Origin of the sequence: Curtobacterium sp. MCLR17_039 (assembly GCF_003234745.1) — a bacterium.
GTDB classification, from domain to species: domain Bacteria; phylum Actinomycetota; class Actinomycetes; order Actinomycetales; family Microbacteriaceae; genus Curtobacterium; species Curtobacterium flaccumfaciens.
This window is the reverse complement of the sequence record NZ_QKTF01000002.1, coordinates 203,387-225,223: the sequence shown is the minus strand read 5'-3', so window position 1 is coordinate 225,223 and position 21,837 is coordinate 203,387. Positions and strand designations below refer to the sequence as shown.

At 69.9% G+C, this 21,837-nt stretch carries 19 protein-coding genes; 1 reads left to right on the top strand and 18 read right to left on the bottom strand.

Going from position 1 to position 21,837, the window contains the following annotated elements; genetic code table 11:
- Positions 1 to 28: 28 nt before the first annotated feature.
- From DEJ00_RS03000 to DEJ00_RS02920, 17 genes are all read right to left on the bottom strand, one after another.
- Complete coding sequence (locus DEJ00_RS03000; protein WP_146247863.1) at positions 29 to 5,884, bottom strand: Ig-like domain-containing protein; 5,856 nt, start codon at positions 5,882 to 5,884, stop codon at positions 29 to 31.
- Positions 5,881 to 7,293: a serine/threonine-protein kinase gene (locus DEJ00_RS02995; RefSeq protein WP_111056379.1), complete on the bottom strand. Its 1,413-nt coding sequence runs from the start codon at positions 7,291 to 7,293 to the stop codon at positions 5,881 to 5,883. Before DEJ00_RS02995 ends, DEJ00_RS03000 begins: the two co-directional genes overlap by 4 nt.
- 130 nt (positions 7,294 to 7,423) lie before the next feature.
- A complete protein-coding gene (locus tag DEJ00_RS02990) occupies positions 7,424 to 8,245 on the bottom strand; it encodes a PP2C family serine/threonine-protein phosphatase (protein WP_017885739.1) in 822 nt (273 codons plus the stop codon).
- Positions 8,246 to 8,248: 3 nt separating this feature from the next.
- Complete coding sequence (locus DEJ00_RS02985) at positions 8,249 to 9,031, bottom strand: FHA domain-containing protein (protein WP_111056378.1); 783 nt, start codon at positions 9,029 to 9,031, stop codon at positions 8,249 to 8,251.
- Between the two features lie 55 nt (positions 9,032 to 9,086).
- Positions 9,087 to 9,644, bottom strand: a complete 558-nt coding sequence (locus DEJ00_RS02980; protein WP_111056377.1) for a hypothetical protein — start codon at positions 9,642 to 9,644, stop codon at positions 9,087 to 9,089.
- 107 nt (positions 9,645 to 9,751) lie between these two features.
- Positions 9,752 to 10,504: a YaaA family protein gene (locus DEJ00_RS02975; protein ID WP_250899321.1), complete on the bottom strand. Its 753-nt coding sequence runs from the start codon at positions 10,502 to 10,504 to the stop codon at positions 9,752 to 9,754.
- Positions 10,505 to 10,518: 14 nt separating this feature from the next.
- Entirely contained in the window at positions 10,519 to 10,782 is a 264-nt protein-coding gene (locus DEJ00_RS02970; protein WP_027465776.1) for a F0F1 ATP synthase subunit epsilon, read from the bottom strand.
- 1 nt (position 10,783) lies between these two features.
- Positions 10,784 to 12,238: a F0F1 ATP synthase subunit beta gene (gene atpD, locus DEJ00_RS02965; RefSeq protein ID WP_017885744.1), complete on the bottom strand. Its 1,455-nt coding sequence runs from the start codon at positions 12,236 to 12,238 to the stop codon at positions 10,784 to 10,786.
- A 47-nt stretch (positions 12,239 to 12,285) separates the two neighbouring features.
- Positions 12,286 to 13,188, bottom strand: a complete 903-nt coding sequence (locus DEJ00_RS02960; protein WP_027465777.1) for a F0F1 ATP synthase subunit gamma — start codon at positions 13,186 to 13,188, stop codon at positions 12,286 to 12,288.
- Entirely contained in the window at positions 13,189 to 14,817 is a 1,629-nt protein-coding gene (gene atpA / locus DEJ00_RS02955; protein WP_111056375.1) for a F0F1 ATP synthase subunit alpha, read from the bottom strand.
- 108 nt (positions 14,818 to 14,925) lie between these two features.
- A complete protein-coding gene (locus tag DEJ00_RS02950) occupies positions 14,926 to 15,720 on the bottom strand; it encodes a F0F1 ATP synthase subunit delta (RefSeq protein ID WP_111056374.1) in 795 nt (264 codons plus the stop codon).
- A 2-nt stretch (positions 15,721 to 15,722) separates the two neighbouring features.
- The gene (locus DEJ00_RS02945; protein ID WP_027465780.1) at positions 15,723 to 16,277 is read right to left on the bottom strand and encodes a F0F1 ATP synthase subunit B; all 555 of its coding nucleotides are present in this window, start codon (positions 16,275 to 16,277) and stop codon (positions 15,723 to 15,725) included.
- 9 nt (positions 16,278 to 16,286) lie between these two features.
- Complete coding sequence (gene atpE, locus DEJ00_RS02940; RefSeq protein WP_027465781.1) at positions 16,287 to 16,523, bottom strand: ATP synthase F0 subunit C; 237 nt, start codon at positions 16,521 to 16,523, stop codon at positions 16,287 to 16,289.
- 61 nt (positions 16,524 to 16,584) lie between these two features.
- Positions 16,585 to 17,445 carry a F0F1 ATP synthase subunit A gene (atpB, locus tag DEJ00_RS02935; RefSeq protein WP_027465782.1) on the bottom strand — a complete coding sequence of 287 codons (861 nt, stop codon included), beginning with the start codon at positions 17,443 to 17,445 and terminating at the stop codon, positions 16,585 to 16,587.
- A gap of 107 nt (positions 17,446 to 17,552) precedes the next feature.
- Positions 17,553 to 18,044, bottom strand: a complete 492-nt coding sequence (locus tag DEJ00_RS02930) for a hypothetical protein (RefSeq protein WP_035808335.1) — start codon at positions 18,042 to 18,044, stop codon at positions 17,553 to 17,555.
- Positions 18,041 to 19,267: an MraY family glycosyltransferase gene (locus DEJ00_RS02925; RefSeq protein WP_027465783.1), complete on the bottom strand. Its 1,227-nt coding sequence runs from the start codon at positions 19,265 to 19,267 to the stop codon at positions 18,041 to 18,043. The genes DEJ00_RS02930 and DEJ00_RS02925 overlap by 4 nt, the downstream gene beginning before the upstream one ends.
- Positions 19,264 to 19,938: an L-threonylcarbamoyladenylate synthase gene (locus DEJ00_RS02920; RefSeq protein WP_111056373.1), complete on the bottom strand. Its 675-nt coding sequence runs from the start codon at positions 19,936 to 19,938 to the stop codon at positions 19,264 to 19,266. The genes DEJ00_RS02925 and DEJ00_RS02920 overlap by 4 nt, the downstream gene beginning before the upstream one ends.
- A gap of 37 nt (positions 19,939 to 19,975) precedes the next feature.
- Here DEJ00_RS02920 and DEJ00_RS02915 point away from each other — a divergent pair, with 37 nt between their 5' ends.
- Positions 19,976 to 20,629, top strand: coding sequence for an HAD family phosphatase (locus tag DEJ00_RS02915; protein WP_146247861.1), 654 nt, complete (start codon positions 19,976 to 19,978; stop codon positions 20,627 to 20,629).
- A 321-nt stretch (positions 20,630 to 20,950) separates the two neighbouring features.
- Here DEJ00_RS02915 and prmC read toward each other — a convergent pair whose 3' ends face one another.
- Entirely contained in the window at positions 20,951 to 21,826 is an 876-nt protein-coding gene (gene prmC, locus DEJ00_RS02910; RefSeq protein ID WP_051596799.1) for a peptide chain release factor N(5)-glutamine methyltransferase, read from the bottom strand.
- Positions 21,827 to 21,837 lie beyond the last annotated feature (11 nt).

The window sequence follows — 21,837 nt, the reverse complement described above, 5'->3', positions numbered from 1 at the left end:
CGGCGTTGGCGGGTCGGGGCGGCGGGTGTCAGCCGCCGGGGGCTGATTCCGGGGCAGGCTGCTCGGGAGCGGGGGCCGCGTCCGACTCGTACGTCCAGGTGTCCGTCTGCCCGGCGATCTGCACCTCGATGGTCACGGTGGTGGTCCGGAGCGGTGACAGGGCAGATGTCGGCACGACCGAGTTCGTCGTGTAGGCCACGTTCTGATCGTCGCTCCCACGACCGTCGAAGCGCACGGTGTACGTGGGGGCGGCGCGACCGTTCGACGGATCCTGAACGTTGAGGGCCGTGCCCTCGACGGGTTGCTGCACGATCGGCTTGGTGATGATCGGGGTTGCGGAGTTGGATTCCGAAGACGCGGGACCGCAGTAGTCGTAGTTGTTGCTCGGTCCGCGGCAGCCCTGCACCTCGATCGAGACCGCCGTCCCGTAGCCCAGTGCGGCCGTGGGCCCGGAAGGTGCGTCCTGCCATCCACCACCGTTGTAGCGAACACGGTAGTGATCGGCGCGTCCGGACTTCACGCCGTACCCCTCTGCGACCAGCTGGTAGACGCCGTTGTCCTGGTCGGTCTTCACGACACGGATCGAGGGTGTGGTGGCCTGGCCAGGACGCTCGTAGCTCGTCACGGACGTCGTCGCTCGGCTGACGCTGCAGAAGCCGTAGGTGTTGGACGCCACGACGACGTAACTGGTCGTGCTGCCGTCCGCAGCGTTGCCGTCACGCAGTGTCCCGCCTCCGGGGCCCGTGCTGTCGACCTGCTGACCGCCGCCGATCGGGCCGCAGGTGACCTGCCCTCCGACCCGGACGAGCGCGTACGACTGGATCGGCGCACCTTGACCGTCGGACTTGGAGTAGTCGACGCTGACGACCGTGCGACCGGAGGACGCGTCGACGTTCGGATCCCCCACGGAGACGGCTGTCGGTACACCGACTGCGCTCCCGGTGGCGGACGCCGAGTTCCACTGCACCACCGTGCCGTTGCGGTCGGCGGCGTTCCGGGCCGACACGGTGACCGTGTACTGGGCGGCACTCTGGGCACCGGTGAACGAGGTGCTCGTGGCGGTGCCGGTGTTGCGGGTGTCGGACAACCCCGGACCCTCGATCGTCACGACGTAGTTGTCGACCGCGCTGCCGTTGTTCGGCGCGGACACCTTGCCCCACTTGACGTCGAGCTGGTTCGGCGTCGACCTGCTGGGCGTGACCGTGATGCCCTTCGGCGGTGCCGGCACGAAGTCCGCACTCATCGGACCCGAGCGGGCCGACGGCTTCGAGTCACCGATCGCGTTGGTCGCCACGACCTGGAACCGGTAGGACTCCTTCGGGTCGAGGCCGGTGACCGTGCACACCGTCGCGGTCCCGCAGTTCTTCGAGACGCCGTTGGTCCCGACGACGCGATAGCCCGTGATGGCCGAGTTGTTGCTCTGCGGGGTCGCCCAGGTCAGCGTGGCCTGACCACCGTCGTAGGAGCCGGTGCGGGTGGGCGCCCCCGGCGCGTCCGGGACGTCCTGCACCGAGATCGTGACGTCGCCCCAGACGTACCGGTCGGGGTCGTTCGTGGCGTCCGCCACCTGGTACTGCAGGTGCGCGTCGCCGGGCTTCGCGGTTCCGGCGACCGCGACCAGCAGACGCGAGCGATCACCGCTCGGTGTGACGGTGACACCCTTCGGGAGTCCGCCGGACAGACCGCGGATGTTCACGACGCGCAGCCGCTCGCCGGGGAACGGGTTGGTCGGCTGGTCGTTCGTCAGGACGTCGAGGGTGGTGGTCGCCCCGCGCTTCGTGACCGCGCGGTCGGCGCCCGGCTGGACCACCGGCCGGGTGGAGCCGACGACGCCCACGGCGACCGTGCCGGCACGACCGGCGTTGGCGTCGTCCGCGACGCCGATCCCGATCGACGCGGTGGTGTTCTTCTTCGCGGTGTCGGCGACTGCGATGGTGAGCTGCTGCTTCGCGATCGACGCGGTCGTCCCAGCGGCGGGCCGGCCGACGATCGAGTACCGGAGCTCCGGCAGGTCCTTCGGGTACGGGTAGTCGGTGAGCTTCGTCAGGTCGATCTTCCGCGTCTCGCCCGGCTGCATCTCGATCGAGGAGCCCGCGAACGCCGGCGGCTGGTTCGACCGGGGCGTGACCGTGATCGGGAGCACGAGGGTGGCGACGCGGCCTTTGCCGCCGTTCGCCGACGAGCCGTCGGTGACCTCGAACGAGATCGACGCCTTGCCGTAGTAGAGCTTCGACGACGTGAACTGCAGCGTCGACGAGTCCACCACCAGGCTCTGCCCGTTCGCGTGGGTGGCCTTGACCGTGCCGCGGTCGGTGATCTTCGCGGTCTGACCGTTCGCTGTCACGACGAAGTCCTGCAGCGGGATGCGGACCGTGGCCTCGCTCTTCACCGTGACCGCGCCGGCGCTGCGGTTGATCTGGGGCAGGGCGTCGTCGAAGCCCGGCACGTTGATGAAGCCGTAGGAGACGATGTCCGGGTGGTCGAGCCGGGCGACCGAGAACGGGATCACCTGCGAATCGTCGGTCAACCGGACCGTGATGCGGCCGTCGCCGGTGGGCGTCGCCGTGTCGCCGTAGCCGGGGACGACCCCGACCCGGAGGTCGGCCGCGGTGCCCTCGGCGAAGAAGACGTTGTCGAGCACGTCGACGGTCACGCTCTTCCGGCGGAGGATGTCCTGCAGGTCGAGGGTCGTGTCGTCGACCTCGGGCCGGAGCGGCTGGGCGTCCGGGTCGACGGTCACCGTGAGGAAGGTCGTGCTCGATCCCCCGCTGCTGTTCGCGACGGTGTAGAGCACGGCGTAGTCACCGCGCTTCGCCGACTTCGGGGGCGTGACGCGGATCTGCTGCTTCCGGAGGATCTTCGCGGTGACGTCCTCGGCCGTCGGCTCGGCCTGCGCGACGGTGAGCTGCCCGCCCTCGGGGTCGGAGTCGTTCTGCAGGACACGAACCGTCACCGACCCACCGGGACGGATCGTGACGTGGTCGGCCTCGGCCACGGGGTTCGAGGCCTGCTCGGCGCGGGGTGCGATACCCACGCGCACGGTGCCGGACGCGCGGGCCCCGAGAGCGTCCACTACCGTGTAGGTGAACTCGTCGGTACCTGCCGAGTAGTCTCCGGCCTCGTAGGTCAGGGCGTCCGAGGCGACGTCGGCGACCGATCCCTTGTCGGGGTTGGAGCCCACTCCGACGAGCTGGACGGAGTCGCCGTCCGGGTCGATCCCGTTCAACGGCACGCTGATCCGCACCGACGACCCGGCGACCACGCGCGCGGTGACGGTCTGCGGGACCGGCGGGTTGTTGGTCGCGGCGTCACGCTCGCGCACCGAGATCGACACGGCGGCATCGGCGTACTGGCCGTCGGGGCCGGCCACCCGGTAGACGGCGGTGTAGTTGCCCGGCGTCTTCGGGGCGAGGTAGCGCAGGTGGTCACCGGAGACGAACAGCAGGCCGCCGTTGCCCGGCACGTTCTGCACCAGTTCGGGCTGGAGCGTCAACGGTTCGCCCTCGGGCTGGGTGTCGTTGCCGAGCACGTCGATGTTCGCGACGTCTCCGACGCGCACGGTGGCGGTGTCGGGCTGCGCGACCGGAGGCTGGATGCGGTCGGGCTTCGGGATCTCGACGACGGTGATCGTGCCGGGGGACGACGCCAGCCCGTTCGTCTCCGTGTACCCGAACGACACCGGACCGTCGAGCGGCGCCGTGAGCGTGACGCGGACCTTGTGCTGGTCGAGGATGCTCGCCTGCACCCCGCTGCCCCGTCCGGGTCCGTCGAGCGCCGTCACGAGCAGCACCCCGCCCGCCGGGTCGATGTCGGTCGCGGTGACGTCCGTGTCCTTGGTGGACAGGGTGTTGACGAACACCGTCTTCGGCGTGGTGATCGGCGCCGTCGAGGCGTCCGGTGGCGCGAGGACGGTCACCCGGACGATGCCGCTCGACGTCTTCACGCCGTCGGTCACCGTGTACTCGAGCTGGTGGTCGCCCGCCCGCTCCCCTTGCACCCGGAAGGTCCCGGCGTCGTAGCTCGGGGTGACGGTGAGCCCGGATGCCGACGACACGCTGGTCAGTGTCACGGTGCCGTTGCCACCACGCACGTGGTCGAGTGGCTCGACCGTGAAGGCCTTGCCGGCGTACCCGGACACGGGGAACGGGTCGGCGCGCAACGGGACGGTGCCCTGCTTGGCCACCCGCACCGTCACGGCGCCCCGGCCGTCAGCGCGTCCGTCGCTCACGACCAGCTGCACCGACCGCTCACCGGTGCGGCCGCTGTCGTTCCGGAAGTCGAGCAGGCCGTCCGGCGTGGTGGACACCCGGTCGCCGTTCGACGCGGTGGCCGACTCCAGGTACACCGGGTCGCCGTCCGGGTCGATCCAGTCACCGAGCACGTTCGAGACCACGTGCCCGTTCTGGACGACGTCGGCCGAGGTGTCACGGACCTGCCGCGGCGCCTCGTTCTCGCTGTCGGGGCGCACGCGGATCCGGACCGTCGCGGTGTCCGAACCGCCGTTGCCGTCGGTGATCGTGTACGGGAACGTCACGGTCCCGGTGGCGCGCGGCGACAGCGTGACCTGCAGACGTTGTCCGTCGCCGACGATCGCGACGCGGCCGACGGACTTCGAGATGGTGCCGACCTCGCTCACGATGATCGGGTCACCGTTCGGGTCGTAGTCGTTCAGCAGGACCGGGAGGCTCGTGGTGCGTCCCGGACGAGCGCCAAGTTCGTCGTCCACCGCCACCGGCGGCTTCTGGTCCTTGTCGACCTCGGGGTCGTCGTCGGAGACCTGCTCCTGCTGCTGCTCGTCGTCCTGCTTGATCAGGTCGGCCCAGTTGTCGATGAGCTGACCACTCCGGTCGATCGCCCAGGATCGGCCGCTCGTCGGGTCGTTGGCGACGACGGTGTCGCCGTTGTGCAGGATCTGCAGTTCGCTCGTACCGCCGGTGCTCGCCAGCCGCTGCAACGCGCTGCCGTCGCACGTGTCGATCGCCTGTCCGCCCGCCCACGCGGCGTACGTGCAGGAGCCGTCGACGTAGGGCCGCGCGGCTCGACCGGACACCTCGAGCGCGGTGGCGTCCACGGTGCCGGAGGCACTGACGCGGACCAGCCCCGCCGTGCCCGCGACCGTGACCTGGGCCGTGGTGTCCGACGACCGCTGGAGGGCCGGCGACGACCCCACCCGGTCGCCGAGCTCGACGGTGCGCCCGTCGACCGACAGGGCACCGCTCGTGCGGTCGAGCACGGCGAGGTGCCCGTCGAACGTGGCGACCTGGAAGTCGTCGCCCCGGTCCATGTCGACCTTCCACCGTTCGGCGACGGTGAGTGTCGTGCCGACGTCGACCAGCGACGCCGTCCCGGTCTTCGCGGAGTAGACCGCGACGTGGCCGTCGGAGGCGTCGAAGACGGTGTCGGCGCCCAGGGTCAGGTCGGCCTTGGCCGACGCGTCGAACTCGGCGAGGTCGCTCGCGGGGGTCGACCAGAGCTCACCCGTGTCCGCGTTGCCGATGACCGCGGTGTCGCCCGCGAAGAAGACCTGTGGCGTCCCGGCAGGCAGCGTGATCGCATCACCCACGGTGGCGTCGGCGACGTCGACCCGGGCGACCGTGCCCTTGGTCTCGTCGACGCTGTAGACGGTGGAGCCGCGCTGCAGCACGGACAGGTCGTCGCTGGCCGTCTCGACCGCGGTGTTGAGCTGCAGGATGCCGGTGTTCGCCCGGCCGACCGCGCCGTACTCGGCCGAGGGCACCCAGACGGTGCCGTCACCGAGGTCGACGCGTTGCGTGTGGTACCCGGTGGAGACGATGGCCGTGGTCGCGACGACGGCGGCGACGAGCACCGAGGCACCGGTGGTCACGGCTGCGGAGCGGTGCTTCGCGAGGAGGGCGCGGATCACCCGGCGCTCCCGATCGTCGCGCACTTCTGCGCGCTCGCAGCACCCGTCTTGCCGTCGCGGTTCACCGCGACGGCGATGCACTCCTCGTCGCCGCGTTCACCGGAGACGACGAACGTCGTGCCGGTCTGCTGGCTCGAGGACCCGTTGGACGAGATGACGTACGTGTCGCCGCTGCGCAGCCCCGGGTCGGTCCAGCTGAAGGACACGGACTGCGGCGACGGCTCGGCTCGGACCTCGGCCACGACCGGGATCGCCCCGGCGCCGAGCCGACCGACGACGACGACCGTGGCGATCGCGAGGGCCGCGACCACGACGACGGCGAGTGACGTCGCCCAGACCAGGGTCGAACGGGTCCGGCGACGGGCACGGGTCACGGACCCGGTGCGGTGCACGGTGCCGACGCTGTGCGATCCGCCTGCCACGACTCCGCCCTGCACCGCGCGGCGGGTCCGACGACGCGCACCGACCCGGGTGGGTGGCTGCAGCTCACGGATCACGGTGCGGTCGCCGTGCGGGGTGGGCGTCGAGATAGCCCAGGCCTCGACCGCGACGTCCGCGGAGGTCTGCGGGATACCGAGCTCGGCCTCGACCTGCTGGAACCCGCGCACGAGTTCCATCACCGTTGCCGGGCGTCCCTGCGGCTTGCGGGACAGCGCCGAGGCGAGCAGACGCTCCAGCGAGGGCGGCACGTCGGTGCGACCGGTCGGCTTCACGCCGCCCTTGTCGATCCGGTGCATCAGGTCGTTCGCACCGTTCTTGCCACCGCGGACCTCGAACGGGCTGCGCCCGGCGAGGAGCGAGTACGCCGTCGCCGCGAGTGAGTACACCTCGGACTGGATCGTGCCGCGCGACTCGTCGATCAGGACCTCGGGCGCGGACCACGGGATCGACATGCCGATCGGCTCGTCGGGGTCGGTGCCCCCGATCGTCGCGGCGATGCCGAAGTCGGATAGCACGGGGTTGCCGTAGGCCGTCAGCAGGATGTTCGAGGGCTTGATGTCGCGGTGCAGCACGCCCTCACGGTGTGCGGTCTCGAGCGCCGAACCGATGCGGATGCCGATCGACAGCACCTCGGACACCGGGATCGGTTCGCGACGGTAGCGCTCGCTGAGGGACGACGAGCAGAGCTCCATGACCAGGTAGGGACGGCCGTCAGCGGCGACGCTGGCCTGGAAGACGGTGAGGATCGACGGGTGCGTGCTGAGCCGGGCCATCAGGTTGGCCTCGGCCTGGAACATCTGCCGGACGCGGTCGTCGACGACCTCGTCCAGCAGCACCTTCACCGCGACCTGTCGTCGGGGCATGTCCTGCTCGTAGAGGAAGACGTCGGCGAAGCCACCGGACCCGAGGACGTGGACGGGACTGAAACCGCCGATCACGGGCGGGTTGGACGGCAGGCGTCTCGCCATGGTCCTCTCCTCCCCCGGCCGAGCGGCCAGCTCTCTCGACGTGGCCATGTCATTGTACGAAGCGTGGGTGACGGACATTCCGCACGCCGATCCCCCACAGCTCGACGCGTTCCCCCAGTTCGGGGGCCAGTCAGTGCCTCGGCAGCGTGTCCTCGAGGTCGCCGTCGTCCGGTGCGGCATCGACCTGCAGCACCACCACGGTGACGTTGTCACGACCGCCGGCCACGACGGCGTCGCCCACCAGACGCTCCGCCAGGTCCTGCGCGCCCGGCTCACGTGCCGCGATGCGCGCGATGCCGGCGTCGCCGAGCTCCTTGGTCAGCCCGTCGGAGCAGACGATGTAGCGGTCACCGGCTCGCAGGGGCAGGGTCCACCAGTCCGGTGCCGGCGGTTCGCCGAAGCCGACCGCACGCGTGATGACGTTGCTGTCCGGGTGCTGCTCGGCGTCCTCGGCACGCAACAGACCGGCGTCCACCATCTCCTGCACCACCGAGTGGTCGACGGTGACGCGGCGGAGCACGCCGTCCTCGATGCGGTAGGTGCGGGAGTCACCGACGTTGAACACGAGCGCTGCGGGCTGCCCGAGCGAGGCCACGAGCGCGATCCCGGTGACGGTGGTGCCCGCGCCGATGGCGTTGCCGCCGGCTGCGCGCTCGATGTCGGCGGTCGCGAGGAGCAGTGCACGCTGGATGCCCTGGCGCGTGGTGAACGGTTCGGCCGTCACCTGTTCGAGCCGACGCACGACCGCGTCGCTGGCGCGGTCCCCCGCGAGGTGCCCGCCCATGCCGTCGGCGACGACGAAGAACGGCGCGCCCACGATGTAGCTGTCCTCGTTGTGGTCACGCCGTCGACCGACGTCGGTCGCGGCTCCCCACGAGAGCGTCAGGGTGGCGCCGTCGGCACCGGGGACGTCGATGGCGTGCGCAGTGGCTGCTCGGCCGAGTTCGGTCACGTGTCAGGATCGCTCTCTGGTGGGTCGGGGCGTGCCGTGTGCTGTCTGATCGGAGGGCCACGGGGGAACCGGAGGCAGCCCCTCTGCCGGTGCGACCCGGAGGTACGGCGAGAGGACCTCGATGGCGTTGCCGTCACCGATCTCGACTACCGTACCCGTCAGCGCCACGATCGACGCACCCGACGCCATGCGGTAGGCGGGCGCACCGGCCGGGCGGACGACGGTGCCGTTCGTGGACCGGAGGTCCTGCACGACGACGGCTTCGCCCTCGGCGTGCATCCGGACGTGGGACGACGACACCTGCCCGTACGCCGACCGCACGGTCACGAGTTCGGGCTGCGGACCACGGGTGACGCGGGGCAGCGACGGCCGGCGGCCGATGACCACCGGGTGGTCGAGCCGGAAGGTGCGGTCGCCGATGCGGACCGAGGGCACGCGTGCCGCGGGTGCGGCGGGTACCGACGGGACGGCCGGGAGGCCCGGGGCAGCACCCACGAACGGGCCCGCTCCGGCGCCGGGTCGCGCCGGCACCCGGACGACGGTGTCCTCCGGATCGACGTTGTCCACCGCTGCCGGCGCCTGGGCGGGTGCACCGACCGGGGGCCGGATGACCGTGTCACCGAGGACTCCGTCGTCGGACCCGAGGTCGGAGTCGGGACCGGCTCCGGGGAGGACGGGACCAGCGCCGCGGATGACGGTGTCACCGACGGCGTCCGCCGCCCGGTCGCCCGACGGCGATCGTCGGGGTCGCCGGATCACGGTGTCCTCGATGTCGTCGTCGTACAACCGGAGCCCTCCCAGTGTGGTCTCCCCCACCGTAGACGATCCGGTCGACCCCACGTCATCGACGCTCCCACGACGGCCCGCTGCCCGCGACGACCGAGCGCAGGACGAGCCCCGCGAGCGGGTCGTCGGCGCGCGTCTCGAGGGCGTACCGGGCACGCGTCTCCGCCCGGGCCCAGGACCCCAGCGCCCACGCACACCAGGCACCGAGCGACAGGGCTCCGGCGGCACCCGACGATCCGTCGAAGGGGCCGTCCTGCGCCCGCCACACCCGCCACGCGTCGGCGCACCGGTCACCGGCGAGCCGCACGCGGGCACGATCGGGGGCCGGGCCGAAACCGTGGAGCGCCGGTGGTGTCGGATCGGCGAAGGGGTCGAACACCCGGATCGACCGCGGGTTCGGCGTACCCTGCGCCGCGATGAACGGCACCAGGGCCATCCGGGGCGCGAGTGCGCCGCACGCGGTCACCACGGCCGTCGCAGCCGCCGTCGACAGGTCCGCACGGCCCGGCGCGACCAGCGCGGCCGCTGCGGCGGGGAGGGTGACCGCCGCGGCGATCTCGCGAGGGAAACGGACTGCGGAGCCGGGGCCGGACTGTGCCGTGAGAGGGATCATGCACGCCATCGAAGCGTGCTGCGGGCCTCCAGGCAGGGGCGCCCCGGCCATCTGTGGACCGGAGCTGCCCCACCCACGCCTGTGGAGGACGAGCCGGCGGAACCCGCTCAGGCGGCGACGGGCTCCAGGCTCTCGGCGACCAGGTCCCAGCCGCCCTCGTTGCGTTCGACCACCACGCCGTTCGCCGCCGCCCAGACGACCAGGTCGTCCATGCTGCCGATGCTCGCGCCGGTGCGGGCGAGCAACGCCACCAGGCGGCCCTTCGCGGTCTTGTTCCAGTGGTTCAGTGCACGACGACGGCCCGAGCCGTCGACGCTCACCACGCGCGGGGTCACCGCTCCGGACACGGGACCGAGCTGCCGGTACCCCTCCGACCGCAGGTCGAGCACCAGGCCGTCCGCACGGGTCAGCAGGGAACGGGTCGACACCGTGGGCCAGTGCGCGGCCAACCGGATCGAACCGAGCCGCGAGTCGTGCGACAGCCGGTACGCCGGGATCGGGTCACCGGCCCCGATCGGGCCGAACATCGCGGACTGCACGATCACGTGCTCCGCCCACCACGCACGGGTCGCCGCATCCGCGTCCTGCACGCCCAACGGGTCGTAGAGGACCCCCGTGTACCGCTCGATCGCGGGCATGGTGCCCGAGGTGTCGAGCTCGAGGTTCCGGAGCCGCTCGGCGATCGACTTCGGACCGAGCTTGAGTGCCGTCCTGGCCGAGGACTCCTCGGAACTGACGAAGCGGGCCGCGGTGATCACCGCGGCCCGCTCATCGGCCAGTTCCGGGAACGAGAGTGCACGCAGATCGAGCGTGCGGCTCGTGTCCCCGCCCTCCCGCTTCGTCTCCGAAGGCGGGAGCAGGACGGTCAGTCCGGTCAGGACGCCAGCGCGGCCTGCCGCGCGACGATCGTCACCGTGTCGTGCTCGACCGACAGGAAGCCGTCCTCGGCGTCGACCGCGACGGTCGACCCATCGGCCCGCGTGATGCGGACCTGACCCTGCGCCAGGATCGCGAGCATCGGCTCGTGTCCGGCGAGGATGCCGATCTGGCCCTCTGTCGTCCGTGCGACGACCATGGTGGTGTCGCCCGACCAGACCTCGCGGTCAGCCGAGACGACGCTCACGCTGAGACCCGCCATGTCAGCGGTTCTCCTTCTGGATCTGAGCCCACTTCTCTTCCACGTCGTTGATGCCACCGACGTTGAAGAACGCCTGGGTCGCAACGTGGTCGAACTCGCCGTCGGCGATGGCACGGAAGGACTCGATGGTGTCCTTCAGCGGCACCGTGGAGCCCTCGACACCCGTGAACTTCTTCGCCATGTAGGTGTTCTGCGAGAGGAACTGCTGGATACGACGAGCGCGCTCGACCGTGATCTTGTCCTCTTCGGAGAGCTCGTCGACACCGAGGATGGCGATGATCTCCTGCAGTTCCTTGTTCTTCTGGAGGATCTGCTTGACGCGCGTGGCCGTCTCGTAGTGGTCGGCACCCAGGTAGCGCGGGTCCATGATGCGCGACGTCGACGCCAGCGGGTCGATCGCGGGGTACAGACCCTGCGACGCGATCTCACGGGAGAGCTCGGTCGTCGCGTCGAGGTGCGCGAACGTGGTGGCCGGAGCCGGGTCGGTGTAGTCGTCAGCCGGCACGTAGATCGCCTGCAGCGAGGTGATCGAGTGACCACGTGTCGAGGTGATGCGCTCCTGGAGCACACCCATCTCGTCGGCGAGGTTGGGCTGGTAGCCCACGGCGGACGGCATGCGGCCGAGCAGCGTCGAGACCTCGGAGCCGGCCTGCGTGAAGCGGAAGATGTTGTCGATGAAGAGGAGCACGTCCTGCTTCTGGACATCGCGGAAGTACTCCGCCATCGTCAGCGCCGACAGGGCCACGCGGAGACGCGTTCCCGGCGGCTCGTCCATCTGGCCGAACACGAGGGCCGTCTTGTCGAAGACACCCGCCTCTTCCATCTCACCGATGAGGTCGTTGCCCTCACGGGTGCGCTCACCGACACCGGCGAACACCGACACACCGCCGTGGTCCTGCGCAACGCGCTGGATCATCTCCTGGATGAGGACGGTCTTGCCGACGCCCGCACCACCGAAGAGGCCGATCTTGCCACCCTGCACGTACGGGGTGAGGAGGTCGATGGACTTGATGCCGGTCTCGAACATCGAGGTCTTGGACTCGAGCTGGTCGAAGGCCGGGGCCTTGCGGTGGATCGGCCAGCGCTCGGTGATCTCGAGCTTCTCGTCCGTGTTGAGCACGTTGCCGAGGACGTCGAAGACCTTGCCCTTGGTGACGTCGCCGACGGGGACCGAGATCGGAGCGCCCGAGTCACGGACCTCCTGGCCACGGACCAGGCCGTCGGTCGGCTTCAGGGAGATGGCACGGACGAGGTCGTCGCCGAGGTGCTGGGCGACCTCGAGGCCGATCTCCTGCGACGAGTCACCGATGGTGATGGTCGTGAACAGGAGGTTGTACATCTCCGGGATTGCGTCGTGGGGGAACTCGATGTCGACGACGGGGCCCGTGACACGGGCGATCCGGCCGACACCGGGCGCCGACGACGTCTCGACCGCGGTGGTTGCGGTGTCGGTCATGGCTGGTGCCTTCCTGAGGGTGGGTATCTGTCCGCGAACGACGCGGACTACTTCTTCTTCGACGAGAGGGCGTCGGCGCCGCCGACGATCTCGGAGATCTGCTGGGTGATCTCCGCCTGACGCGCGTTGTTCGCGAGTCGGGTGAAGTCACGGATCAGCGAGTCGGCGTTGTCGCTGGCCGCCTTCATCGCCTTCTGACGCGCGGCGTGCTCGGAAGCAGCCGACTGCAGCATGGCGTTGAAGATGCGGCTCTCGATGTAGACCGGGAGCAGCGAGTCGAGCACCGCATCGGCGTCCGGCTCGAACTCGTAGAGCGGCAGGGGCTCGTTGCCCTCGGGCTCGTCGATGCCCTCGACGACCTCGAGGGGCAGCAGGCGAACGACCTGCGGCTCCTGGGTCGCCAGGCTGATGAACCGGTTGAACACGATGTGGATCTCGTCCACGCCGCCGTCAGCAGTGTCCTGGAGGAACTTCGCCACGACGGCGTCGCCGATCTCCTTGGCCGTCGAGAACTCCGGCTGGTCGGTGTTGCCGACCCACTGCTGCTCGGACGGACGCTCACGGAACGCGAAGTACCCGACGGACTTGCGGCCGACCAGGTAGTAGACGACGTCCTTGCCCTCGCTGCGGAGCAGGGAGGCGAGCTCCTCGCCCTGCTTGAGGACGTTCGTGCTGAACGCGCCGTTCAGGCCGCGGTCCGAGGTGAAGAGCACGACGGCTGCACGGGTCGACGACTCCGGCTCGGTGGTCAGCACGTGATCGACGTTCGAGAACGTCGCCACTGCCGATACCGCACGGGTGACGGCCCGCGAGTACGGACCGGACGCAGCCATGCGGGCCTGCGCCTTCTGGATCCGCGACGCCGAGATCAGCTCCATGGCGCGGGTGACCTTCTTCGTGGTCTTCGCCGACTTGATCCGCTGGCGGTAGACCCGGACCTGCGCTGCCATCTAGCGACGACCCTTGACGATCTGCTCCTGGTCGACGTCCTCGGCGTCAGCCGCGTCGAACTGCTCGGAGCCGAGGGTCTTGCCGTCGCTCGTCTGGAAGCTCTTCGTGAACTCGTCGATCTGCTTGTTCATCTCGGCAACGGTCTCGTCGCTGAGCTGGTTCGTCTCGCGCAGGGTCGTGAGGACATCGGAGTTGCGACGCAGGTGGTCGAGCAGTTCGGACTCGAAGCGGAGCACGTCCGGCACCGGGACGGTGTCGAGCTTGCCGTTCGTGCCGGCCCAGATCGAGACGACCTGCTCCTCGACCGGGTACGGCGAGTACTGCGGCTGCTTGAGGAGCTCGGTCAGACGGGCACCGCGCTCCAGCTGACGACGCGACGCCTGGTCGAGGTCGGACGCGAACATCGCGAACGCCTCGAGCGAGCGGTACTGCGCCAGCTCGAGCTTCAGCGTGCCGGAGACCTTCTTGATCGACTTCACCTGCGCGTCACCACCGACGCGGGACACCGAGATGCCCACGTCGACGGCCGGACGCTGGTTCGCGTTGAAGAGGTCCGACTGCAGGAAGATCTGGCCGTCGGTGATGGAGATGACGTTGGTCGGGATGTACGCCGAGACGTCGTTCGCCTTGGTCTCGATGATCGGGAGACCCGTCATCGAACCGGCGCCGAGCTCGTCGGACAGCTTCGCGCAACGCTCCAGCAGACGGGAGTGCAGGTAGAAGACGTCACCCGGGTATGCCTCGCGGCCCGGCGGACGACGCAGGAGGAGCGACACCGCACGGTAGGCCTCGGCCTGCTTCGACAGGTCATCGAAGATGATGAGGACGTGCTTGCCCTGGTACATCCAGTGCTGGCCGATGGCCGAACCGGTGTACGGGGCGAGGTACTTGAAGCCGGCCGGGTCGGATGCCGGAGCGGCGACGATGGTGGTGTACTCCATCGCACCGGCGTCCTCGAGCGCACCCTTGACGGAGGCGATCGTGGAGCCCTTCTGACCGATGGCGACGTAGATGCAGCGGACCTGCTTCTCCTCGTCGCCGGACTCCCAGTTGGCCTTCTGGTTGATGATCGTGTCGATCGCGATGGCCGTCTTGCCGGTCTGGCGGTCGCCGATGATCAGCTGACGCTGACCACGGCCGACGGGGATCATCGCGTCGATGGCCTTGATGCCGGTCTGCAGCGGCTGGTGGACCGACTTGCGGGCCATGACGCCGGGAGCCTGGAGCTCGAGGGCACGACGGCCCTCTGCGGCGATCTCGCCGAGACCGTCGATCGGGGCGCCGAGCGGGTCGACGACGCGACCGAGGAAGGCGTCGCCGACGGGGGCGGAGAGGACCTCACCCGTGCGGGTGACCTCCATGCCCTCCTCGATGCCGCCGAACTCGCCGAGCACGATGGCGCCGATCTCGTCTTCGTCGAGGTTCTGCGCCAGGCCGAGCGTGCCGTCCGCGAAGCGGATGAGCTCGTTCGCCATGACGCCGGGGAGACCCTCGACGTGGGCGATGCCGTCACCGGCGTCGGTGACGTGCCCGACCTCGGCCGTGGAGGCCTTCGTCGGCTCGTAGTTCGAGACGAAGTCCTTCAGGGCATCACGGATCTCATCGGGGCTGATGGTGATGTCTGCCATGGGATTTTCCTTGTGGTTTTCCGGGGCCCTTCGGCTCCGAGAGGGTGACGCTGCCGGACTCGGCAGTTCCCGTTGTGGACTTGGGGAGGAGCGGCTTCGACCGTACGCCTAGCCGGCGAGCTGGAGCCGGAGCTCCGAGAGTCGCGTGGACACGGTGCCGTCGATGACGTCGCCGCCGATCTGCACCCGGACCCCGCCGACGACCGTGGGGTCGACGACCTGGTTGATGCTGATGTCCTTGCCGTACCGCTCGGACAGACCGCGCGTGACGCGGGCCGACTGGGCGGGGGTCAGTGGCGTCGCCGTGACGACGGTCGCGACGAGCTTGCCGGCCTGCTCGGCCACGATGCGCGAAGCGTCGCGGACGATCTCGCCGATGCGGCGGCCGCGGGGCTGCTGCACCAGGGCCGACACGATCGTGATCGTCTGCTCCGAGGCCTTGGCACCGAGGAGCCGCTCGACGAGCGCGCCCTTCTGCTCGGGGCTGCCGAGCTTGGTGCCGAGCGCCAGCTCGAGGCCGGCGTCCGAGCGGACGGCGGTCTCGAAGGCGAACAGCTCCGACTCGATCGACGAGTCCGGACCCGCGGTGGCGGCGACGGCGCGGATGCCCGCGTCCTCGATGCCCGCGAGCAGGTCCTGCTGCGAGGACCAGCGCGAGCCGGCCACCGCGGTCAGGACCGCACGCGTCGCGTCCGACTGCCCGGCGAAGACACGGTCGATGAGGACCTTCTTGCCGGCCGCGTCGGCCGTGGGGTCGGACAGCAGCCCGAGCAGCTGCGGCGCACCGGCGATCGCACGCCCGGAGGCGAGGATCTCGGCACCCGCGACCAGGCCGGCGCTCGGACCGAGGTCCGACAGCACCGCCCTGGTGGACGCGAGTGCTTCTCTGGTAGCGCTGCGCATGCTCAGTGCTCCCCCGTCTTCGTGGCCTGCGAGGCCTCGAGGTCGGCGAGGAAGCGGTCGACCACTGCGGTCGACTTGGCGTCGTCCTTGAGGGACTCACCGATCACACCGGACGCGAGGTCCAGCGCGAGGGTGCCCACTTCGGACCGGAGTGCCTGGACGGCGCTCTGGCGCTCGGCCTCGATCTGCGCCTGGGCGTTGGCCGTGATGCGTGCTGCATCGGCGGCCGCCTGCTCGCGGACCTCGTTGCCGATCGCCGTGGCGTCGGCGCGGGCCTGCTCACGGATGCGCGATGCCTCGGCCCGTGCGTCGGCGAGCTGCTTGTTGTACTCGTCGAGCGCAGCGGCGGCCTGCTCCTGAGCGGCCTCGGCCTTCTTGATGCCGCCCTCGATGGCCTCGGTGCGCTCATCGAGCATCTTCGTGATGCGCGGCGTGACGACACGCCACATCACCACGAAGATGATGACGAAGGCGAGCGCCGACCACACGATGTCGTACACCGGCGGGATCAGCGGATTGTGCGCTTCCTCCGCCGCGATGATGAGTGCGTTCTGCATCGAGGAACCTTAGTTGGTGAAGATGAAGTACGTGGCGATACCGATGAAGGCCAGGGCCTCGGTGAAGGCGATACCGATGTACATGAGGGTCGTCAGGCGGCCCTGGAGCTCGGGCTGGCGAGCGACGGACTCGATCGTCTTACCGACGACGATGCCGACACCGATGGCCGGGCCGATCGCTGCGAGGCCGTAGCCAACCGTCGCGATGTTGCCGTTGATCTCCGCGAGAACGGTCGTTGCGTCCACGTGTTTTCCTTTCGAGGTGCGGGTCCGACGGTCGCCGGTCCCGTAGGGGGTCAGTGAGGAATCAGTGCTCGTCGGCCAGCGCCAGCTGGATGTAGACGGCGGTGAGGAGCATGAAGACGTAGGCCTGCAGCAGCGCGACGAGGACCTCGAAGAAGCTGAACGCGATGCCGAACGCGATGGTCCCGACGCCGAAGGCCTTGAAGCCGAGCGAAGCGTCGAAGAAGAAGAACTGCGTGGCCGAGAAGAACAGCACGAGGAGCAGGTGCCCTACGACCATGTTCATCAGGAGTCGCAGCGTCAGGGTGACGGGACGGAGCACGAAGGTGGAGACGAGCTCGATCGGCGTCACGATGATGTACAGCGGCCACGGCACCCCGGGCGGGAAGAGCGAGTTCTTGAGGAACGTGCCCGGGTGCTTGCGGAGACCGGCGTAGATGAAGGCGAGGTACGCGACGATCGCCAGGATCATCGGCATCGCGATGCGGCTGGTGCCGGCGAGGTTCATGCCCGGGATCAGACCGGTCAGGTTCATGAACAGCACGCCGAAGAAGATCGTCGCCAGGAGCGGCAGGAAGCGCTTGCCGTCCTTCTCTCCGAGGTTGTCGAAGGTGTTGCGACGGACGACGTCGAACGCGTACTCGATGAACGCCTGACCGCGGTTCGGCACGAGCTTCAGTGCACGGGTACCCACGAACGCGAACACCAGCAGAACGGCGACGGCGAAGAAGCGGATGAGGACGACCCGATCGATCTCGAACGGCGTCCCGGCGAAGAAGATCGCATCCGGGAAGAACTCGTTGATCGACGGACCATGGAACTCGGCGGCCTTGCTGCTCCCCGCCGCGACGGTGTCAACCGCAGCGGAGAGGGACAGGGGAAGAGCGTGGGATAGCAGCGCTGTCTCCTGTGTCGGCGCGCGCACATCATGGCACGCGATGGTGGACGTTGTGGAGGCTCGTCCGCCCCGAGCGAAAGGCTCCGGTAGCGGACTTCGAGAAGCCTATCAGGTGCGAGAGGCTTCCCGGCTTCTCAGACGCGGGGGGTCGGGTTCCCAGCGTCCGCGGAGTCGTCGAGGCCGTCGCCCGGCAGCCGGACGCCGATCGGGATGCGGGCCTTCGCGACGGCGACGACGTCGATCACCAGGGAGCCGACGACCCCCGCGATGATCACGATCGCCAGCACCGGGAAGTCGACCCAGTCGCGGTCCTTGAGCAGGACCAGCAGCACGATGAAGACGATGAACTTGAGCAGCCAGGTGCCCATCACGATGCCGAAGAAGGCACCGGAGATCATCTGCCCCTTGGAGACGCGCAGCGCGACGAGGACACTGACGGCGGTGAGCCCGAGGAACACGACGCTCAGCACGGCGCCGAGCAGTCCCCCGACCAGCCCCGGGCCGTCCGCGACGAGGAACCCGATGAGCCCGCCGACCACCGCCAGGGCGACGGCGAGGACCGCGCCCCAGGTGATGATGCGGCGGAACACCGGCCGGACGTGGTCGAGCGCGTTCGGTGCGGTCACGTGATGTCTCCAGGGATCGTGCGGTCGTTGGCGGCCCGGTCGAGCGGGTCGAGGCTGGCATCCACCACGGCGGCGGAACGGTTGGCGGTCTGGGCGGCGATCTCGGTGCGTTTGCGGCCGAGCGGCGCGAACGTCGCGACGGCGCAGACGGTGAAGCCGACGGACACGAAGACGACGACCCAGTACCAGTCCACGAAGAGGAACAGCAGGCACCCGAAGGCGACGGTCGCGGTCCACGCGTAGAAGATCAGCACCGCGTGGAAGTGCGAGTGCCCCATGTCGAGCAGGCGGTGGTGCAGGTGCTTCCGGTCGGCCGAGAACGGCGACTTGCCCGCGCTGAGCCGTCGGGTGACCGCGAGCCCGAAGTCCAGGATCGGAACGATCAGGATCGCGAACGGCAGCAGGATCGGGATGAACGCCGGCAGCAGCGCCTGGCGTGTCTGCACCGCCGCCGGGTCGATGTTGCCCGTGACCGACACTGCGCTCGTGGCCATCAGGAACCCGACGAGCAGCGCGCCGGCGTCGCCCATGAAGAGCTTGGCGGGGTGCCAGTTCAGGATGAGGAAGCCGAAGCAGGCCCCGACGAGCACCGCGGTGAGCAGCGACGGCAGGTTGAAGAAGAACTCGGTCTGCACGACCACGCGGTTGATGAAGAACGTGTAGAGGAAGAAGACCCCGCCGGCGATGATCGCGACGCCGGCCACCAGGCCGTCGAGCCCGTCGATGAAGTTCACCGCGTTCATCACGAGCACCACCGCCAGCACGGTGAAGATCAGGCTCATGTACGACGAGCCCACGCCCAGCGTGTTGCCGATGGGCAGCGAGACGATCGCGACGCCCTGCCAGGCGAGGATGCCCGCCGCGATGATCTGCCCGGCGAGCTTCGTCATCCAGTCGAGGTCCCAGATGTCGTCCGCGACACCGAGGACCACGATTATGGTCGCTCCCCCGAGCACCGCGAGCACGCGACCCGGTTCGGAGAACACGAGCCGGAAGTAGTCGGTCCCCGCTATCGACGGGAACAGGAACCAGGCCGCGAGCAGCGAGACGATGACGCCGATGTACATCGCGATGCCGCCGAGCCGCGGCGTCGGGGTGCGGTGCACGTCCCGCTCGCGGACCTGCGGGTACCACTTGTACTTCAGCCCGAGCTTCCAGACGATCAGGCTCATCACGAAGCTCACGACCGCGGCGATGGCCCCGGCGAGCAGGTAGTACTTCATGTGACGAGGTCGGCTCCGACGACCCGGATGATCTCCTCGTCGGGGATCACCCCGTGCCGGACGATGCGGAGCTTCCCGCCGTCCGACAGCCCGGTGGCGTCGACGATCGTCGAGCCGGTGCTGGCCTCGAAGCCGTCGTGCACCTCGACGGGTCCGCCGTCCAGGTAGATCGCGACGCTGTCGCCGAGCATGCGCTCGGCGGCGTCGATGTCCATCGCGGCCGGGTCGCCGGTGGAGTTCGCGGACGAGACCGCGAGCGGCCCGACCTCCTGCAGCAGCTCGAGGGCGATCCGCGAGTCCGGCATCCGCAGCGCGACCGTGCCGCGCGTCTCGCCGAGGTCCCAGTCGAGCGACGGCTGTGCGTGCAGGATGACGGTCAGCCCGCCCGGCCAGAACTCGGCCACCAGGTCGCGCACCGGCTGCGGGACCTCGCTGGCGAGGGCGTCGAGCGTGGGCGGACCGGGGATGAGCACGGGCGGCGGCGACTGCCGCGTTCGGCCCTTCGCGTCGAGCAGCCGCTGCACGGCCGTCGCGCTGAAGGCGTCCGCGGCGAGGCCGTAGACGGTGTCGGTGGGGACCACGACGAGCTCTCCGCGTCCGAGGGCGGCACGTGCGAGCCGCATCCCGGTCAGGAGCCCGTCGGAGTCGGTGCAGTCGTATCGGGATGCCATGACTCGACGATGATAGTGCGACACAATGGTGGACATCGTGAACGAGACGCCCGCACCCCCGCTCCTGTTCCTCTTCGACATGGACGACGTCCTGGTCCGGTACGACTGGCAGGTGCGCATGGCCGCACTCTCCGAGTTCACCGGACACGAGTTCCAGGAGCTCCGTCGCCGCTGGTGGGACTGCGGACACGAGATGCGTGCCGAGGCCGGCGGGTTCGCCGACGGCGACGAGTACCTGGCCGCGTTCGAGCGCGCGATGGAGTGCGACGTCCCCGAGGCCGACTGGGCCCGGATCCGCGGATCCGCCATGACCGAGCTGCCGGAACGCATCGAGGCGGTCCGGATCGCGAGCGAGCACGGGCGTGTCGGACTGCTCACGAACAACGGTCCGCTGGCCGGCCGCTGGATCCACGAGTGGGCGCCGTCCCTGCCCGAGGTCTTCGGCGAACACCTGGACACATCGAGCAACTTCGGTGCCCGGAAGCCCGAGCCAGAGGTCTTCGAGCGTGCGGTCGCGCACCACGGCGTCCCCGCGGAGCGCACGTTCTTCGCCGACGACATGCCCGAGAACGTCGCGGGAGCGCGGAGCATCGGCATCCACGCGGTCCTGGTCGAGCACGACACCGACCTGCGCGAGCACGTCCGCGCGTTCGTTGCGGCACAGCAGCGCGAGGCCTCCCCCGTCGCGTAGCCCGCCACGCCCGTTCCTTCCCATCGCGGTCGCGCTGGAAAGCGTGAACGGGCATACCTGGTCATTCCGAACGACCCGGTACGCCCGATCCCACCAGGTACGCCCGGACCCACCCGGCACACGCACGCACGAGTGAGGGACGGGAGGCCCGCCCCACGCCCGCCACGCCCGTTCCTTCCCATCCCGGTCGCGCTGGAAAGCGTGAACGGGCATACCTGGTCATTCCGAACGACCCGGTACGCCCGATCCCACCAGGTACGCCCGGATCCACCCGGCACACGCACGCACGGACGAGTGACGGGAGGCGCGGCCCGGCCCCGGCTAGCGCGTCGCGGTGGTCGTGCGGTCGCGCCCCGTCAGGTCGACGTGCGTCTCCGGCGTGCGGAACCCCCGGCGCGCCAGGACCTGCCGCACGCCGGCGCCCTGCGGCTCGGCGTGCTCGACGACCAGGACTCCCCCGGGCACCAGCAACCGCCAGGCCGTCTCGGCGAGAGCCCGGACGGCGTCGAGGCCGTCGGGACCGCCGTAGAGGGCCATCGCCGGGTCGTGGTCGCGGACCTCGGGGTCGATCGGGATCGCGTCGTCCGGCACGTACGGCGGGTTCGACACGACGACGGACACGGTGCCGTCGAGTTCCGGCAGCGCGTCGGCGAGGTCGCCCTCGACGAGCCGGACGGTCCCACCGTGGGCGTCGACGTTCCGCCGGGTCCACGGCAGGGCCTCGGCCGACCGCTCGACGGCGTAGACCACGGCGTTCGGCACCTCGGTGTCCATCGCGATCGCGATCGCACCGCTGCCGGAGCCCAGGTCCACGGCGATCGGCTCGGGGACCGCGGTCGCCCGCAGCGCGTCGATGCCGAACTGCACGACGCCCTCGGTCTCCGGACGGGGCACGAACACGCCCGGTCCGACGGCCAGGGTGAGCGCGCGGAAGTACGCCTGCCCGGTGATGTGCTGCAGCGGCTCACGGGTGGCTCGGCGCGCGACGGCGTGCCGGAAGCGGTCGACGTGCTCCGGCGCGATGCCGCCACCGATGAGTGCACGGGCCTGGACGGCACCGCGCGAGGTGTCGGTCGCCCACGCGAGCAGCAGCTCGGCGTCGACCCGGGGCGTCGGGACGCCGACGGCGACGAGCGCCGCGGTCGCCTGCTCGAGCAGGCGATCCGCGGCGTACGTGAGGGGCGTGTCGGCGGTGATCCGGGCCTCCA